The 17,402-nt window shown below is 45.5% G+C and carries 16 protein-coding genes; 14 read left to right on the plus strand and 2 right to left on the minus strand.

Annotated elements, in window-relative coordinates; all coding sequences use genetic code 11:
* Window positions 1-107: 107 nt before the first annotated feature.
* A complete protein-coding gene (locus L3V32_RS00655) occupies window positions 108-1,580 on the minus strand; it encodes an aminoacyl-histidine dipeptidase (RefSeq protein WP_237283655.1) in 1,473 nt (490 codons plus the stop codon).
* Between the two features lie 1,025 nt (window positions 1,581-2,605).
* Here L3V32_RS00655 and L3V32_RS00660 point away from each other — a divergent pair.
* The 14 genes from L3V32_RS00660 to pgpA all read left to right on the plus strand — a co-directional run bounded on the left by L3V32_RS00660 (window position 2,606) and on the right by pgpA (window position 15,481).
* Window positions 2,606-3,895, plus strand: coding sequence for an NCS2 family permease (locus L3V32_RS00660; protein ID WP_006741838.1), 1,290 nt, complete (start codon window positions 2,606-2,608; stop codon window positions 3,893-3,895).
* A 264-nt stretch (window positions 3,896-4,159) separates the two neighbouring features.
* Window positions 4,160-4,624: an oxytetracycline resistance phosphoribosyltransferase domain-containing protein Tet(34) gene (tet(34), locus tag L3V32_RS00665; protein WP_005391418.1), complete on the plus strand. Its 465-nt coding sequence runs from the start codon at window positions 4,160-4,162 to the stop codon at window positions 4,622-4,624.
* A gap of 91 nt (window positions 4,625-4,715) precedes the next feature.
* Window positions 4,716-5,963: an esterase FrsA gene (gene frsA, locus L3V32_RS00670; protein ID WP_005391416.1), complete on the plus strand. Its 1,248-nt coding sequence runs from the start codon at window positions 4,716-4,718 to the stop codon at window positions 5,961-5,963.
* 115 nt (window positions 5,964-6,078) lie between these two features.
* Window positions 6,079-6,468, plus strand: a complete 390-nt coding sequence (crl, locus tag L3V32_RS00675; protein WP_005391414.1) for a sigma factor-binding protein Crl — start codon at window positions 6,079-6,081, stop codon at window positions 6,466-6,468.
* A gap of 121 nt (window positions 6,469-6,589) precedes the next feature.
* Complete coding sequence (gene proB, locus L3V32_RS00680; RefSeq protein WP_005391413.1) at window positions 6,590-7,729, plus strand: glutamate 5-kinase; 1,140 nt, start codon at window positions 6,590-6,592, stop codon at window positions 7,727-7,729.
* Window positions 7,730-7,746: 17 nt separating this feature from the next.
* Window positions 7,747-8,997: a glutamate-5-semialdehyde dehydrogenase gene (locus L3V32_RS00685; protein WP_031780207.1), complete on the plus strand. Its 1,251-nt coding sequence runs from the start codon at window positions 7,747-7,749 to the stop codon at window positions 8,995-8,997.
* 206 nt (window positions 8,998-9,203) lie between these two features.
* A complete protein-coding gene (gene nrdR, locus L3V32_RS00690; RefSeq protein WP_005381578.1) occupies window positions 9,204-9,653 on the plus strand; it encodes a transcriptional regulator NrdR in 450 nt (149 codons plus the stop codon).
* 7 nt (window positions 9,654-9,660) lie between these two features.
* Window positions 9,661-10,788 (plus strand): bifunctional diaminohydroxyphosphoribosylaminopyrimidine deaminase/5-amino-6-(5-phosphoribosylamino)uracil reductase RibD, encoded by a 1,128-nt coding sequence (gene ribD / locus L3V32_RS00695; protein ID WP_074190969.1) that lies wholly within the window; start codon window positions 9,661-9,663, stop codon window positions 10,786-10,788.
* A gap of 8 nt (window positions 10,789-10,796) precedes the next feature.
* Window positions 10,797-11,450, plus strand: coding sequence for a riboflavin synthase (locus L3V32_RS00700; RefSeq protein ID WP_005381574.1), 654 nt, complete (start codon window positions 10,797-10,799; stop codon window positions 11,448-11,450).
* 172 nt (window positions 11,451-11,622) lie between these two features.
* Entirely contained in the window at window positions 11,623-12,732 is a 1,110-nt protein-coding gene (ribBA, locus tag L3V32_RS00705; RefSeq protein WP_005381573.1) for a bifunctional 3,4-dihydroxy-2-butanone-4-phosphate synthase/GTP cyclohydrolase II, read from the plus strand.
* 169 nt (window positions 12,733-12,901) lie between these two features.
* Window positions 12,902-13,372 carry a 6,7-dimethyl-8-ribityllumazine synthase gene (ribE, locus tag L3V32_RS00710; RefSeq protein ID WP_005381572.1) on the plus strand — a complete coding sequence of 157 codons (471 nt, stop codon included), beginning with the start codon at window positions 12,902-12,904 and terminating at the stop codon, window positions 13,370-13,372.
* Window positions 13,372-13,839: a transcription antitermination factor NusB gene (gene nusB / locus L3V32_RS00715; RefSeq protein WP_005381571.1), complete on the plus strand. Its 468-nt coding sequence runs from the start codon at window positions 13,372-13,374 to the stop codon at window positions 13,837-13,839. The genes ribE and nusB overlap by 1 nt, the downstream gene beginning before the upstream one ends.
* Before the next feature lie 78 nt (window positions 13,840-13,917).
* Window positions 13,918-14,883, plus strand: coding sequence for a thiamine-phosphate kinase (gene thiL, locus L3V32_RS00720; RefSeq protein ID WP_085342982.1), 966 nt, complete (start codon window positions 13,918-13,920; stop codon window positions 14,881-14,883).
* A 91-nt stretch (window positions 14,884-14,974) separates the two neighbouring features.
* Window positions 14,975-15,481 carry a phosphatidylglycerophosphatase A gene (gene pgpA / locus L3V32_RS00725; RefSeq protein WP_237283656.1) on the plus strand — a complete coding sequence of 169 codons (507 nt, stop codon included), beginning with the start codon at window positions 14,975-14,977 and terminating at the stop codon, window positions 15,479-15,481.
* 46 nt (window positions 15,482-15,527) lie between these two features.
* Here the strand turns inward: pgpA and dxs are convergent, their stop codons facing one another.
* Window positions 15,528-17,393: a 1-deoxy-D-xylulose-5-phosphate synthase gene (gene dxs, locus L3V32_RS00730; RefSeq protein ID WP_047010153.1), complete on the minus strand. Its 1,866-nt coding sequence runs from the start codon at window positions 17,391-17,393 to the stop codon at window positions 15,528-15,530.
* Window positions 17,394-17,402: the final 9 nt, after the last annotated feature.

Consider the following 17,402-nt stretch of genomic DNA (forward strand, 5'->3'; position numbering starts at 1 on the left):
TAGATTGTGCAATAAAAAGGCAGATTTCTCTGCCTTAATACACAATATACACCCTTTAAGTTACTATATATAACGTAAAGCACCCTTTGTCGTTTTTCATGGTTGAATTACGCTTTCTCTGGAATTGCCTCTAGAAGCGCTACCATTTGGTCCCAGTACAGCTGAACGGTATCAATCTTCACTTTCTCATCTGGTGAGTGAGGGAATTTAATTGTTGGACCGAAAGACACCATATCCATGTGTGGGTATGGTTCTTTAAACAGGCCACACTCAAGACCAGCATGGATGACCATTATGTTCGGCTTATGACCGTAAATGCCTTCATACATATCACGGAAAATTGCCATGATCTCGGAATCTGCATCTGGCTTCCAGCCAGGGTAAGCACCTGAGAACTGAATTTGTGCGCCTGCTAATTCAGCAATTGAACGTAGCATACTCTCAACTTGGCTGCGGCCAGAGTCAATGAGAGAACGAATCAAGCAAAGCACGGTGACTTTATTTTCTTCTGTGCTGATCACACCAACGTTTAGAGAAGTTTCAACAACACCTTCCACCTCGTCACTCATACGCATTACTCCGTTTGGACAAGCGTTAAGTGCCGCAATGAATCGTTGCTGATCGGCGATTGAAAATACTTGCGCGTCAGTCGTGATCACTTCATTAAAGGTTACGATACCTGTTTCGACTTTACCCAACTCAGTTTTAAGCAGCTCAGTGTAGTGATCGAACAACCCTGCAAGTTTGTCTTGGTTTTCAGCAGGAAGAGCGACAGTGACAAACGCTTCGCGAGGGATTGCATTACGTAAGCTACCACCACGGAATTCGACTAAACGTAAATCAAGCTCTTGCGCATGACCCGCGAGGAAACGACCAAGTAATTTGTTGGCATTACCGCGACCTGTGTGAATGTCACAACCTGAGTGACCACCTTTTAGGCCTTTCAGCGTCAGTTGGCGTGTTACGAAACCTGCAGGTGTTGCTTCTCGAGAAATATCGAAAGTCATGGTGCCATCAACACCACCGGCGCAACCCATGTAGACTTCGCCTTCTTGTTCAGAGTCTGTGTTTAGAAGGATCTCACCTTCTAACCAACCAGCCTCAAGACCAAATGCGCCAGTCATGCCTGCTTCTTCATCAATCGTCAGCAGAACTTCGATTGGGCCGTGCTTAATGTCTTTAGATGCCAATACAGCAAGGCAAGAAGCCATACCAATCCCGTTATCTGCACCAAGCGTCGTGCCTTTCGCCGTTACCCATTCGCCATCGATGTAAGGTTGGATTGGATCTTTGGTGAAGTCGTGTTCGGTGTCTTCGTTTTTCTGCGGCACCATGTCGATGTGTGCTTGAAGTACAACAGCCTTCTTATTTTCCATTCCAGGTGTCGCGGGCTTTTTGATGAACACGTTACCGGTTGGATCACGGCGAACGTCAAAGCCTTGCTCTGTTGCCCAGTTGATAATGTACTGTGCTAATGCTTCTTCATGCTTAGATGGGTGAGGGATAGAACAAATCTTATCGAAAAACTGCCAAAGTGGAGCAGGTGATAAGGTACTGATCTCAGAATGGAACTCAGACACGGAGGACTCCTTTTGATGTGCTTTGCCAAATATATACCGTAAAAATATTGTCGAGATAGCATTAAATGCTAGACGATTTGGCCTTCAAATTGCCGTTTAGCATACCACCAGATAAGGAGTACGAGTAGTCGCGTGCACAAGGATTTCTCTCAGAACTGTCACAGTTTGTGAACACAATAACAGGCACTATGTGTTCTTTATCATACATTCTGAAAGTGGCTTTATTTTTTAATTCACAAAACTGTAATTTAATTACATTTAAACTTTGATGAAGGTCAGTTTATACATTTTTTGTGATTTTAATCACTAAAATGCTTGTAATTAAATTTCTTGGTGGTATATTTGTAACCAGCTTCTGAGAGAAGAATGAAATGCTCAAAGGATGAGTCCGTTTTATCGCCTCCAAGGAACCGAGAAATCAACGAATGTTTAATTGATTTAAAAGGTGATAGTTATGAAAGGTTTACCAAGTACAATGTTCTGGAATAGCAAGTCTGTTTACACCGGCAACTTTGTATACCCAACAAGCTTTGGCTACTAAGTGAAGTCAACGCATGTGACTCGAACAGTTTGTTCACCCCTATAAATTGGAATTTTTTTTCAGTGATAGTGCTGACATGATTCGCCGCCACCCAAATTGGGTGGCGTTTTTTTATCTCCACTTTCTCTTTCTGACACATTTTCTGCCATCAAGGCTGGATTCTATTCTCCGTTCTTCAGTTTTATCGACTTTCCCGTCAAATCCACCTAGATATGACGCTTAAAACGCCCAGTTTCTATTTGAAAGTTTAGTACATTGTTCAGTTTTTATTCTGTTGTTGGGTTCTGAGCAATAATTATTAATTGTTGTTTTATAAGAATATATTTTCTGTTTTGCTTTTAAGAATTAGCGAATGGGTTTCATATCCAAAGAAAAAAATCGCATTAGAGTGAAGATTCTATCTAGAATTTGCTATTTGATAACTTTATAATTCCCGCCAATCGATTACGCAACCGTTTACTTTTTACCTTTACAGGATTCGATCATGCTCGAGAGGCTTTTTAAGCTCAGTGACAATGGCACAAATGTGCGCACTGAGATCATTGCAGGTGTTACCACCTTCCTAACCATGGCTTACATTATTTTTGTAAACCCAGCGATCCTGTCGGATACCGGTATGGACCGTGGTGCCATTTTTGTTGCAACTTGTCTTGCGGCTGCTATCGGCTGTTTCATCATGGGATTTGTTGCCAACTACCCAATTGCACAAGCACCAGGAATGGGGCTGAACGCATTTTTCACTTACTCTGTTGTGTTGGGAATGGGCTATACGTGGCAAGTTGCGTTAGCGGCGGTGTTTGTTTCAGGCCTGCTGTTTATTCTTTTGAGTATATTTAAGATCCGTGAGTGGATTATTAACTCGATCCCGCATTCTCTTCGAACTGGTATTTCAGCCGGTATCGGTCTTTTCTTAGCATTTATCGCATTAAAAAATGCAGGCATCGTCGTTGATAACCCAGCGACATTAGTTTCTATGGGAGACATCACATCATTGCCATCTGTATTGGCTGCGATTGGTTTCTTCCTTACTATCGCGCTTGTTCACCGTGGTGTGAAAGGTGCGGTGATGATCGCCATTCTTGGTGTTACAGCGCTTGGCCTTCTATTTGGTGATGTGCAGTGGAGCGGCATTATGTCTACGCCACCAAGCATTGCACCAACTTTCATGCAACTGGATTTCTCTGGTTTGTTTGAAGTTGGCATGATTTCCGTTGTGTTCGCTTTCCTATTTGTCGATTTGTTTGATACCGCAGGTACGCTAGTTGGCGTTTCTCAAAAAGCAGGCCTCACGGATGAGAATGGCAACATCCCGCGTTTAAACAAAGCGTTACTTGCAGACTCAACAGCAACGTCAGTAGGTGCACTACTTGGTACCTCAAACACCACATCTTACATTGAGAGTGTTTCTGGTGTGGCGGCTGGTGGTCGTACTGGTCTAACAGCAGTGGTTGTTGGTGTGCTCTTCCTACTTGCTCTATTGTTTTCACCACTAGCAGGAATGATCCCTGCTTATGCAACATCGGGCGCTCTGTTCTATGTCGCGATTTTGATGCTGTCTGGACTGGTAAGCATTGATTGGCGTGACCTAACCGAAGCATCACCAGTTGTTGTGACTTGTTTGGTGATGCCATTAACGTTCTCGATTGCAGAGGGTATTACGTTAGGCTTTATCGCGTACTCGGCGATCAAATTATTCAGCGGCAAGGGTCGTGAAGTGTCGATGAGTGTGTGGGTGATGTCTGCCATCTTCATCGTCAAATACCTCGTCGGTTAATTTCTCGAGCAAAAAGCCAGTGTGGATTTATTCACGCTGGCTTTTTCTTTTTTCACGTTGTTCACTTCAGACGGTTTTTCTGCGGAATAGGCAGAGAATTTTGATATCACCGTTGGTATTAACGGTGTGTTTCGGTAGAATAATCGTTTGCGCAGCTTGAAATCCTCATCTCCATACGTTTTGGAGAGGTCAGTGAGCATTCCGCTTTTGAGTGAGTTTGCTAGATTTTGAGGATGCATATTTTCAAATTATTAGGTTATTACAATGAGTAAAAAATTCATTATCACTTGGGATGCAATGCAGACTTACTGCCGTGAACTGGCTGAAAAACAAATGCCAGCTGAGCAATGGAAAGGGATTTGGGCGGTAAGCCGCGGTGGTTTGGTTCCTGGCGCTATCTTGGCTCGTGAACTGGGTATTCGTTACGTTGATACAATCTGTATTTCAAGCTACGACCATGATCATCAGCGCGATATGACGGTACTAAAAGCACCTGAAGGCGATGGTGAAGGTTACCTAATCGTTGAAGACCTAGTAGACAGTGGTGATACGGCGCGCAAACTACGTGAGATGTATCCAAAAGCGAAGATGATCGCTGTGTGTGCAAAACCTTCAGGCAAAGCGTTGCTAGATGATTATGTGGTAGATATCGCGCAAGACACTTGGATTGAACAACCTTGGGATATGTCAATCCAGTACGCTGAGCCTGTAAACCGCAAGCAAAAATAAACGCTATTAAAGAATATTGAGAAATGCCCCTGTATAGGGGCATTTTTTTTATTATCATAACAACTCATGCTAATAGCCTAAGGTTCTTCCTATGTCTGAAGACGTCAGTAAAAATCTTTCCGAAACTTTGTTCGTGAAACATAAGCAAGCAAAAGAAACCTCTGCGCTTACCCAGTACATGCCGACCAGTCAAAAAATACTTGATGAGCGAGAGGCGCAGGGTGATCGTGCTTGGTATCGTCATTTGCGCCGCTTGCAATGGGCTTGGCAAGGGTTGTCTCCGATAGAGATGGAAGGTGTGCTTTCTAAAATCGCTTCTTCTTCCCACTCTCGAACCAATGATGATTGGTTAGACACCGTAATGGGATACCACAACGGCAACTGGACATTTGAGTGGATTAAGCTCGGCATGGAGCATCAGAAGCGTTCAAATGAAATGCAAGGTGAGGAGGCCGCCGATGAACTCTTCACTGCATCTCTATGTTTTAGTATCGCAGGCTACCCACATCTGAAGAATGATAATTTGGCCTTGCAGGCTCAAGTGCTGGCAAACAAAGCGTACTCTGACGGCGCAGAGAAGACCAAGTACACCATCAAGCAAATTGAAGTGCCTTACCAAAATCGCAAAATCATCGCGAACCTTCATTTGCCAAGAACCGACAAACAACTGCCTGTGGTGATGGTGAGCGCTGGTCTCGATACGTTACAAACCGACATGTGGCGTTTGTTCCGCAATCATCTTGCACCACGAGATATTGCGATGTTGACGGTTGACATGCCTTCGGTAGGGCACAGTTCTCACTGGCCTTTGACTGAGAACTCAAGCTGTCTGCACCAAGCGGTACTAAATGAGCTGTATTCATTGCCTTGGGTGGATCATCACAAAGTGGGGTTAGTTGGATTTCGTTTTGGTGGTAATGCCATGATCCGACTCTCTTTTGTTGAGCAAGAGAAGATCAAAGCTTGTGTAGCCCTTGGCGCACCCGTACATGATATTTTTACTTCCCCTGAGAAGCTGCAAAAAATGCCGAAGATGTATCTGGATCTGTTGGCTTCTCGCTTAGGGAAAAGCGCGGTTGATATTAATAGCATGGCGGGCCAGATGATGGCCTGGTCATTGAAGGTTCAGGGCTTCTTGAGCAGTAGAAAAACCAAAGTACCTATTTTAGCTTTGAGCCTTGAAGGCGATCCGGTGTCTCCACACAGTGATAACCAACTCGTTGCGCTGTTTAGCCAGTATGGCAGAGCGAAAAAAATCAGTTCCAAAACGATTACAAAAGGATATGAGCAATCCCTCGATTTAGCCATAAAGTGGCTAGAAGATGAATTATTAGGGTGACAATTCTCCTAAATTAGTTAAGAGTGATATATCTGAGCAAAAAATAAGCTCATGATAATTAAAAATAATAATCATTCTTGGGTGTTTACTTTTAACTATGAAAACGGAGATTCATATGTCAGAGACGACTCAGGGCCCGACTCACTTTCGCTTGATGTCAAAGTTGAAGGCGATAGGGCCTTACCTGCGCGAACCACAATCGCAAGAAGGGCGCTATTATTTTGATTGTCTATCTGTTTGTGTAGACGACAAAAAATCGCCTGAAAAGCGTGAATTTTGGGGCTGGTGGATGGATTTGGAATCCATCGAAGGAGGCTTTACTGCCAAATATCATATCGGCAAGTACAACAAAGAAGGGCAATGGGTATCTGAAGCCCTGCCTAAAAAAGCGGTAGAGGAAGTGTATCTGACGCAGAGCACATTCCATCAAAAGCTGGTTGATACTTTAGAAGAACACTTCAAATTAGAAGTCGAATATCACACGGAGTCTTTCGATTTCGCTTAATTTGGTTGTTTTAATTTAATACCAAACAAAAAGGTGCGAAAACGCACCTTTTCTCTTGTTAATTCCCTATTTGATTGTTAAAACATCCTCTCTTTATTTGTTTTTCACTTCAGAAGACATCATGACAACGAATCAACAAAATGCAGTTGTTTCACAACCACAAACTGTCGTTGTGAAACTGGGTACAAGTGTGCTGACAGGCGGCACTCTGGCACTCGACCGTGCTCACATGGTTGAGTTAGCGCGCCAGTGTGCTGAGCTTAAAAAACAAGGCCATTCAGTGGTAATGGTTTCGTCTGGTGCTATTGCAGCAGGCCGTGAGCATCTTGGTTACCCCGCATTGCCCAACGAGATGGCGAGTAAACAATTACTTGCGGCGGTGGGGCAAAGTCGCTTGATTCAAACATGGGAGTCTTTGTTTGGTATTTACGGTATCAAGATCGGCCAAATGCTACTAACTCGTGCTGATTTAGAAGATCGCGAGCGATTCTTAAACGCACGTGACACCATCAATGCGCTCGTTGCGAACGATATTATTCCTATCGTAAACGAAAATGATGCCGTTGCGACTAGTGAGATTAAAGTGGGCGATAACGACAACCTTTCCGCTTTGGTGGGCATTTTGTGTGGCGCAGATAAGCTCTTGCTTTTAACTGACCAAAAAGGTCTGTTTACTGCTGACCCTCGTAAAGACCCGAACGCAGAGCTGATCAAGGAAGTAAAAACCATCGACGATACGCTGCGTAAAATCGCAGGAGGAAGTGGTACAACATTGGGTACTGGCGGTATGGCAACGAAGCTGCAAGCCGCAGACATCGCTCGCCGCGCTGGTATCGAGGTTATTATTGCTGCCGGTAGTGCACCGAATGTTATCTTTGACTCTTTGAGCGCAGAGCCACAAGGCACACGCTTCCTACCTTGCGCTGAAGCTTTAGAAAACCGTAAACGCTGGATTCTGGCGGGACCTGCGGCATCGGGCGACATCATTATTGATGACGGTGCGGTAAATGCTGTGGTTGGTAAGGGCAGTAGTCTACTTGCTAAAGGGGTAATCAAAGTAAGTGGTGACTTTGCACGAGGCGAAGTGGCGCGTGTAACAAATTCTCACGGTAAGTTGGTGGCTCGTGGCATCAGCGCCTACTCAAGTGATGACCTAACTAAAATTACGGGTAAGCACAGTAAAGATATCATCTCTATTTTGGGGCATGATTATGGCTCTGAGGTGATTCACCGCGATGATTTGGTCGTCATTCAGGAATAGAATTAGAGGGAAGCAAAGTGGATTTAACGAATATGGGTAAAGCTGCTAAAGATGCAGCTTTCGAATTAGCGACAGCGTCAACTGCGCAAAAGAACCAAGCATTAGCGATCATCGCTGATGAGCTGGAAGCAAACTCCGCTGCTATTTTGGCGGCAAACGCTAAAGACATCGAACTTGGCCGTGAAGCGGGTTTAACCGATGCGCTGCTCGATCGCCTTTTGCTGAATGAAGAACGATTGACTGCAATTGCGAATGATGTTCGCAACGTCATTAGCTTGAACGATCCTGTAGGCAGCGAAATCGACAGTAAGGTACTGGAAAATGGGATGTCATTGTCTCGTCGCCGCGTACCACTGGGTGTTGTGGGCGTAATTTATGAAGCGCGTCCTAACGTGACTATTGATATTGCGGCACTGTGCTTGAAAACCGGCAACGCAAGCATTTTGCGTGGCGGCAAAGAGACATTTTTCTCGAATATGGAATTAGTGAAGGTTATTCAGTCTGCGCTAGCAAAGGCGAACCTTCCTGCCGCTTCGGTTCAGTACATTGAAAAGCCAGATCGTGAATTAGTCTCTCAACTGCTTAAACTGGACGATTACGTCGACATGATCATTCCACGCGGTGGTGCTGGCCTACACAAAATGTGTAAAGAAAACAGCACGATTCCGGTGATTATTGGCGGCTTTGGTATCAGCCATATCTTTGTCGATGAATCCGCTGATCTAGAGAAAGCTCTGAATGTGGTTGAGAACTCTAAAGTTCAACGTCCATCTGCGTGTAACTCACTAGATACGCTGCTCGTGCATGAAAAAATTGCAGCACAATTCCTACCAATGATCGTAGAGCGCATGAACGATAAAGTGACGTTCGTGGCAGAGCCAAAAGCAAAAGAACTCATGGAGCAAGCGAAACAAGTTCGCGATGCTGTTGAAGGTGACTTTGATACGGAATGGTTGAGCTACACCCTTGGTGTAAAAGTTGTGTCTGATGTGAAAGATGCAATTGATCATATGCGTGTTCATAACGCGAGCCACTCAGATGCGATCATGACCAATAGTTTGGAAAACTCAGAACTGTTCATCAATTCTGCTGGTTCCGCGGCGGTTTATGTGAATGCTTCAACGCGCTTTACAGACGGTGCGCAATTTGGCCTTGGCGCAGAAGTCGCAGTATCCACGCAAAAGCTACATGCCCGTGGTCCAATGGGCTTAGAAGAGCTAACTAGCTACAAGTGGGTTGGTAAAGCGAACTACTTAGCACGCAGTTAACACATTCGACGAGATCTTGAGTGAAAAAGGGGCCTTTGGGCCCCTTTTTGTTTTGTCTAACATACCAATTCCGCTACACTACATGAGCTTTTATTTCGGTTTGAAAGCGTTATACCCAAATAGCTTTAATAGAGTCCGTATAACCATGAACGCGTGGTTATTCGTGATTGCTCATGAGGTTATTTTGGTATAGATATGGAGGTGATATGCATTGTCCTTTTTGTTCCGAGAACGATACCAAAGTTATTGATTCCCGCTTAGTGGCTGATGGCCATCAAGTTCGACGTCGCCGTCAGTGCTTGGCGTGTAGCGAGCGTTTCACTACGTTTGAAAGCGCAGAGTTAGTGATGCCTAAAGTGATCAAATCGAATGGTAACCGTGAACCATTTGATGAAGATAAAATGGTTGGCGGTATTCAACGCGCTTTAGAGAAACGCCCAGTGAGTGCTGATTCTATAGAGTTAGCGATCAGTATGATCAAATCACAACTGCGTGCGACGGGTGAGCGAGAGGTTCCGAGTGAAATGATTGGCAATTTAGTCATGGACCAACTCAAAGAGCTCGACAAGGTCGCTTATATCCGTTTCGCCTCAGTTTACCGCAGCTTTGAAGACATTCGCGAGTTTGGCGAAGAGATTGCCCGCCTAGAAGACTGAGTAGCTCATGACTCAACACACTCCTGAAAGAGCGTTTTCTGATTTAGATTTCGCCATGATGTCACGAGCTATTAAGTTAGCGAGACGTGGCATTTATACCACCGCACCAAATCCAAATGTGGGGTGCGTCATCGTTCGTGATGAAGAAATTGTTGGTGAGGGCTATCACCATCGCGCTGGTGAGCCGCATGCCGAAGTGCACGCGATGCGCATGGCGGGTGAAAAAGCAGTTGGTGCAACCGCTTATGTGACGCTAGAACCTTGCTCTCATTACGGCCGTACACCGCCATGTGCTGAAGGGTTAATCAAAGCCAAAGTGGCACGTGTGGTTTGCGCAATGGTAGACCCAAACCCTAAAGTTGCGGGGCGGGGCATCCAGATGTTGCGTGATGCTGGAGTTGAAGTACAAATCGGCTTGTTAGAGCGAGATGCCCTTGCCCTTAACCCTGGTTTTATAAAGTACATGCGTACAGGCATGCCGTTTGTTCAATTAAAAATGGCGGCCAGTTTGGATGGGCAAAGCGCACTCAGCAATGGGCAGAGCCAATGGATCACCTCCCCTGCGGCCCGCCAAGATGTGCAGCGTTATCGAGCGATGAGTGGTGGTATTCTCTCTACCAGCAAAACGGTGATTGATGATAATGCGTCACTCAATGTGCGTTGGGATGACTTACCTACCAGTGTTCAAGCGCAGTATTTACGAGAAGAACTTCGTCAACCAGTACGTGTAATCTTAGACCGTCAGAACCATTTAACGGATGCGCTCAAGCTGTTCCACACCGATGGAGAGCGAGTTATTGTTAGCCCAGATGGAGACTGTATCCCTCTATTGGACAGCGCTGACCAAATTGACTTATCAACAACATTAAAGCGTATCTCGGATGAGCACCACATCAATCACTTATGGGTTGAAGCTGGAGCTACGCTAGCGAGTGCGATGATAAAGGCTAATCTTGTAGATGAGCTCATTGTTTACCTTGCGCCAAAACTCATGGGCAGCGATGGTCGGGGGCTTATCGGTGCTTTAGGGTTAAGCGCTATGGCTGACGTCATAGATTTAAACATTACAGACGTTCGTATGGTTGGGGTAGACATTCGCATCACTGCCACCATCAAACGTAAAGAACTTAGATAAGAAATAGTATGTTTACAGGAATAGTAGAAGCAGTTGGCAAGTTAGCTGCGATTACGCCGAAGGGCGAAGACATCACCGTCACAGTTGAAACGGGGACGCTTGATATGTCAGACGTTAAGTTAGGCGATAGCATCGCGACCAATGGTGTTTGCTTAACGGTAGTTGACTTCGGAAGCCATTATTACAGTGCTGATCTGTCATTAGAAACCTTGAAGAAAACTGGGTTTGCTGAATACCAAGTAGGCGATAAGGTGAATCTAGAAAAAGCCATGTTACCAACAACGCGATTGGGTGGACATATCGTTTCAGGCCATGTCGATGGAGTTGGTGAAATTGTCGAACGCAATTCAGTTGGCCGTGCGATAGAGTTTTGGGTTGCAATGCCAGCGGAAATTAGCAAGTACGTCGCAGAGAAAGGCTCGATTACTGTTGATGGTATTAGCCTAACCGTCAACGACTTACGTAAAAATGCTTTTAAACTGACGATCGTTCCTCATACGAGTGAAGAAACTACGATTGACCAGTTTCAAGTGGGGCGCAAAGTCAACTTAGAAGTTGATGTACTTGCGCGTTATATGGAGCGTTTACTGCAAGGACAGCAAGAAGATAAGGCCGAGTCTCGTATCACGATGGACTTTTTACAGCAAAACGGTTTTGCATAAATCTGGGAGTGGCTGCGTGAGGCATGCGATAAAGAGCAGACTCACAGAACACCGCGAGATTCATTGACTTGCTTGGTGCAAAGCTCAAACTATTGACCTAATTAGCATTCACTGCAACATGATTTTTCATTGCTGTCGCAATAACAAATTTAGAATAACGGGATAACAGACTATGCCAATTAGTACGCCACAAGAAATTATTGATGATATTCGCGCAGGCAAAATGGTCATCCTAATGGATGATGAAGACCGCGAGAATGAAGGTGACTTGATCATGGCTGCCGAGCATATTACGCCGGAAGCCATCAACTTTATGGCAACCTATGGCCGTGGCCTGATTTGTTTAACCATGACCAAAGATCGTTGCGAAAGCCTAGGTCTGCCACCAATGGTGCAAGACAATAATGCGCAATACACAACCAACTTTACCGTTTCTATTGAGGCGGCAGAAGGGGTAACGACGGGTATTTCAGCCGCGGATCGCGCACGCACGGTTCAAGCGGCAGTCGCGCCAAACGCCAAAGCTGCGGATTTGGTGCAGCCTGGTCACATCTTCCCTCTCGCAGCCCAAGACGGCGGTGTACTGACTCGCGCAGGTCACACTGAAGCTGGCTGTGATTTGGCTCGCCTTGCTGGTTTAGAGCCTGCATCGGTTATTGTTGAGATCTTAAATGACGACGGCACTATGGCTCGTCGCCCTGATCTAGAGATCTTTGCAGAGAAGCACGGTATTAAATTGGGCACTATTGCCGACCTAATTGAGTACCGCAATAACACTGAGACAACGATTGAACGTGTGGCAGAGTGCAAGTTACCGACAGAGTTTGGCGAGTTCACGTTAGTCACCTACAAAGACACTATTGATAACCAAGTGCACTACGCAATGTGCAAGGGCGATTTGAAAGAAAAAGCGCCACTGGTTCGCGTACATCTTCAAGACGTTTTTACCGATTTACTACGTAGCGATCGTAATGCAGAGCGCAGCTGGACACTAGATAAGGCAATGAAACGCATTGGTGAAGAAGGTGGTGTGCTGGTTGTTCTTGGCCATGAAGAGTCGACCGATCTACTTATTCATCGTGTGAAGATGTTTGAAGCGCAAGACAAAGGTGAAGCACCAACGCTTGCTAAGAAACAGGGCACGTCTCGCCGTGTTGGTGTGGGGTCACAGATTCTTGCGGATCTCGGTGTACATGATATGCGCCTTCTGTCATCGACCAACAAAAAGTACCACGCATTAGGTGGTTTTGGTCTGAACGTGGTTGAGTACGTCTGCGAGTAACAACCGAACAATAAGTTCCTAGTCTTTTACGCACTCAACTCGTCAATGGCTAGGAACCGGTGATTTGCCTCCAATTTCCATTAGATATTGCTCACAAATTTGTGCTAGAATCCGGCGATTCTCACTTGATGAACATATTTCACTTATAAATAGAGTTAAAGGAAAGCTTATGAAAGTGATCGAGGGTGGCTTCCCAGCGCCAAATGCAAAAATTGCTATCGTTATTTCTCGTTTCAACAGTTTTATTAACGAAAGCCTACTTTCTGGTGCGATCGATACACTAAAGCGTCACGGACAAGTAAGCGAAGACAACATCACGGTTGTGCGTTGTCCAGGTGCCGTAGAACTACCTCTAGTAGCTCAGCGTGTTGCTAAAACTGGCAAATTCGACGCTATTGTTTCTCTAGGGTCTGTTATTCGCGGTGGAACGCCTCACTTTGACTATGTTTGTAGTGAAATGAACAAAGGTCTAGCACAAGTGTCTATGGAATTCAGCATTCCAGTAGCATTTGGTGTTTTGACTGTTGATACGATCGATCAAGCGATTGAACGCGCAGGAACCAAGGCTGGTAATAAAGGTGCAGAGGCTGCACTAAGCGCACTTGAAATGATTAATGTACTATCTGAAATTGATTCCTAATGGGGGCCAGTGTGAAACCAGCCGCACGTCGTAACGCACGTCAATTCGCTCTACAGGCGATCTACTCATGGCAAATTACTAAAGAGAATGTTGCCAAGATTGAAGAACAGTTTTTGTCTGGCGACAAATACGATGAAGAAGAACTTCATGCATCTGAGCCAGCGCTTGCTGCTCCAGAAACAGACGTAGCTTACTTCCGTGAACTACTAAGCGGTGTTGTACTTAGCCACGCTGAGCTAGATAGCAAAATTCGTCCATACATCTCACGTCCTATGCAGGATTTAGATATGATGGAACTTGCTCTTCTTCGCCTTGCTATGTACGAGATGACTCGTCGCGAAGATGTTCCTTACAAAGTTGTTATCAATGAAGCGATTGAACTTGCAAAAGTCTTCGCAGCAGAAGATAGCCACAAGTTTGTGAACGGTGTACTTGATAAAGCAGCACCTCACATTCGTAAGAAATAACGATTTCTTCAATGAAAAGGTCAGCACATGCTGACCTTTTTTGTATCAAAAGCTTTTACATCAAAAAGTAAGTGAATTATGTCTGGTGAATTTAATCTGATAGACAAATACTTCGTCGGGCGTCAGAACCAACGTAAAGATGTCCACCTAGCGGCTGGTGATGATTGCGCACTCGTCAAAGCGCCGGCTAATGTTCAGATTGCGATTAGCACGGATACATTGGTGGCTGGAACGCATTTCTTATCCGACGCAAATCCGGCGTGGGTGGCGCACAAAGCATTGGCTTCTAACATCAGTGATTTGGCAGCGATGGGCGCAACGCCTGCATGGGTGAGCTTTGCATTAACAATGCCCGAGCCAGATGAAGAATGGCTTGCACCTTTCTGTGATGCATTTTTCGAATTGGCTGATTACTATGGTATTCAGTTAATTGGCGGTGACACCACAAAAGGGCCATTGTGCTTAACGCTGACGGTGCAAGGTTTTGTGCCTGAAGGTAAAGCTCTCACACGTTCCGGAGCAAAGTCAGGGGACTGGGTGTACGTAACGGGGAACCTTGGCGATGCAAAAGCTGGCTTGGATGTGATTCTAGATGGCTCTCTACGCAGCAGAGCTGGCGCGGAAGCACTAGAGCGCGCTCATTACCTTAGTTCGCCGCGTGTGCTAGCTGGTCAGGCTCTGGTTGGCTTAGCCTCGTCGGCGATTGATATCTCAGATGGTTTAATCTCTGATATTAAGCACATTTTACAGCGATCTCAGGTTGGGGTGAGTATTGATGTCTCTCAGTTACCGATCTCTTCAGAATTAGTCCAGTTTTTAGATGATAAGATCAGCGCGCAGCAGTATGCTTTAGCAAGTGGCGAAGAATACGAGTTGTGTTTTACCGTGCCGGAGCAAAATCGAGGCTCGTTACAAAGCGCTTTATCTCATACTGGCTGTAAGGTCACATGTATTGGTCAAATCCGACCAAATGGAACCTTCGAGCTGCATGATAACAATCAACCACTTGATTGGGACTTAAGTGGCTTCGACCACTTTAAATGATCTGAGCTAAGCTCTAGCCAAGAGCCTGTTACTATTGAGCAACTCGCAGGCATGACGATTGAAACCAAACTAGCAGTATAGGTTTAAGGATATGACCAACCCTCTTTCTCTGATTTCATTAAAGAACCCGTGGCATCTATTGGCGACGGGTTTTGGCAGCGGATTATCCCCGTTTATCCCAGGAACAATGGGCACATTGGCGGCCGTGCCCTTCTTTTTGTTGTTGGCACAATTGCCATTTACGGCGTATGTCATTGTTGTTCTGATTTCGTGTGTGATCGGTATTCAAATCTGCCAAGTGACGTCTGCAGACATGAAAGTACATGATCATGGTTCAATTGTATGGGATGAATTTGCGGGTTTTTGGATTGCGATGAGCATCGTCCCTGCGCTAAATATTCCGTTAACCGAGTGGAAGTGGTTGCTCACTGGCTTCATCTTGTTCCGTTTTTTCGATATGGTAAAACCGTGGCCAATTGGATGGCTAGATAAGCGAGTTCACGGTGGGCTGGGTATTATGGTTGATGATATCGTGGCGGGAATTATGGCTGGTGTTGCCCTGTTTCTAGTCGCAAAATACGCCGGCTGGATGAATTAAACGTTGGACGTAAAAAAGGGATGCAATGAGCATCCCTTTTTACATGCTATTTTGCTAAATAATCCAAGATGGATTTTTCAATCCCTTTTGCATCGAGACCAAGCTCTTCATGCAGTTCATCTTGTGTTCCTTGATGAATAAACTCATCGGGTAAGCCTAGGTTTAAGACTGGCTTAATGATTTTATCTTTCATCATGAACTCAACGACACCTGCACCTGCACCACCTGCGATAACATTTTCTTCTAACGTCACGAGCACGTCATGATCTGCGGCTAATTGACGAATTAATGCTTCATCGAGCGGCTTCACAAAGCGCATATCAGCAACAGTGGCGTTAAGGTATTCTGCCGCTTCTAGCGCGTTACCCAAGAAAGTACCAAAGTTCAGAATAGCAACTTTTTCACCTTGGCGAACCATGCGTCCTTTACCGATTTCTAAAGCCGTAAACTCAGTTTCGATTTCTACGCCCATCCCGCTACCGCGAGGGTATCGAACCGCACTAGGGCCAGTATGTTTATGGCCAGTGTAAAGCATTTGTCGACATTCGTTTTCGTCACTTGGCGCCATGATCACCATGTTCGGAATACAGCGCATAAAGCTTAGATCGAATGCGCCTTGGTGAGTTTGGCCGTCTGCACCAACGAGACCTGCACGGTCGATAGCGAACATTACTGGTAAATCCATGATCGCGATATCGTGGATCAGTTGGTCATAACCACGTTGCAAGAAAGTCGAATAGATAGCAACGATTGGATGATCGCCCGCAATTGCCATACCTGTTGCAAGTGTCACAGCGTGTTGCTCAGCAATCGCCACGTCAAAGTATTGGTCTGGATATTCTTTTGAGAAACGTACCATACCAGAGCCTTCGCGCATTGCTGGCGTAATTGCCATTAGCTTAGGATCTTGGGCCGCCATATCACATAAAAAGTCACCAAAGATCTTTGAGTAAGTTGGCTTACCGCCACTGCTTTTCGGTAGACAGTTATGCGTTGGATCGAATTTAGGAACACCGTGGTAGCCGATAGGATCTTTCTCGGCAGGCTCATAACCTTTGCCTTTCTTGGTCATGATGTGCAGGAACTGAGGACCTTTGAGCTCACGCATGTTTTTTAGCGTTTTGACGAGTTCATTGACGTCGTGCCCATCAATCGGACCAATGTAATTAAAGCCGAACTCTTCGAACAGAGTACCAGGCACTACCATGCCTTTGAGGTGCTCTTCCGTACGGCGAACCAACTCTTTAATAGGTGGAACACCAGACAGCACTTTCTTACCGCCTTCACGGATAGAAGTGTACAAGCTGCCAGAAAGTACCTTAGCAAGGTGGTTATTCAGCGCGCCTACGTTTTCTGAAATCGACATTTCGTTGTCGTTCAAAATCACCAACATATCAGGATGAACGTCGCCAGCGTGGTTCATGGCTTCGAATGCCATGCCTGCTGTAATTGCGCCATCGCCAATCACACTGACAATTTTACGACCTTTGCCTTCTTTTTGTGCGCTGATGGCCATGCCAAGACCTGCACTAATCGATGTCGAAGAGTGACCGACAGATAAGGTGTCATATTCACTTTCTTCACGCCAAGGGAAAGGGTGTAGACCATCCTTTTGGCGAATTGTTGGCATTTTATCGCGACGTCCGGTGAGGATTTTGTGCGGGTAAGCCTGATGACCAACATCCCAGATCAATTTGTCGATAGGAGTGTTGTAAACATAATGCAGAGCTACAGTTAGCTCTACGGTGCCTAAGCCAGACGCTAAGTGTCCGCTAGATTGGCTCACTGAATTTAGCAGATACGTTCGCAGTTCATCACACAGATTTGGTAATGTTTCTTTCGGAAGGAGACGTAATTCTTCCGGTGTATTTGCTAACGCCAGTGTTGGGTACTTTGAAATATCAAGAGTCATATAAATGCG

The sequence above is a fragment of the Vibrio sp. J2-4 genome (assembly GCF_021728155.1).
GTDB classification, from domain to species: Bacteria; Pseudomonadota; Gammaproteobacteria; order Enterobacterales; family Vibrionaceae; genus Vibrio; species Vibrio diabolicus.

Bases quoted from the DNA above. Each gene is read 5' to 3' on its own strand.
- L3V32_RS00660 (WP_006741838.1), top strand. From the start codon at position 2,606: ATGCTCGAGAGGCTTTTTAAGCTCAGTGACAATGGCACAAATGTGCGC.
- frsA (WP_005391416.1), top strand. From the start codon at position 4,716: ATGTCTGAAGACGTCAGTAAAAATCTTTCCGAAACTTTGTTCGTGAAA.
- crl (WP_005391414.1), top strand. From the start codon at position 6,079: ATGTCAGAGACGACTCAGGGCCCGACTCACTTTCGCTTGATGTCAAAG.
- proB (WP_005391413.1), top strand. From the start codon at position 6,590: ATGACAACGAATCAACAAAATGCAGTTGTTTCACAACCACAAACTGTC.
- nrdR (WP_005381578.1), top strand. From the start codon at position 9,204: ATGCATTGTCCTTTTTGTTCCGAGAACGATACCAAAGTTATTGATTCC.
- ribD (WP_074190969.1), top strand. From the start codon at position 9,661: ATGACTCAACACACTCCTGAAAGAGCGTTTTCTGATTTAGATTTCGCC.
- L3V32_RS00700 (WP_005381574.1), top strand. From the start codon at position 10,797: ATGTTTACAGGAATAGTAGAAGCAGTTGGCAAGTTAGCTGCGATTACG.
- ribBA (WP_005381573.1), top strand. From the start codon at position 11,623: ATGCCAATTAGTACGCCACAAGAAATTATTGATGATATTCGCGCAGGC.
- ribE (WP_005381572.1), top strand. From the start codon at position 12,902: ATGAAAGTGATCGAGGGTGGCTTCCCAGCGCCAAATGCAAAAATTGCT.
- nusB (WP_005381571.1), top strand. From the start codon at position 13,372: ATGGGGGCCAGTGTGAAACCAGCCGCACGTCGTAACGCACGTCAATTC.
- thiL (WP_085342982.1), top strand. From the start codon at position 13,918: ATGTCTGGTGAATTTAATCTGATAGACAAATACTTCGTCGGGCGTCAG.
- pgpA (WP_237283656.1), top strand. From the start codon at position 14,975: ATGACCAACCCTCTTTCTCTGATTTCATTAAAGAACCCGTGGCATCTA.
- dxs (WP_047010153.1), bottom strand. From the start codon at position 17,393: ATGACTCTTGATATTTCAAAGTACCCAACACTGGCGTTAGCAAATACA.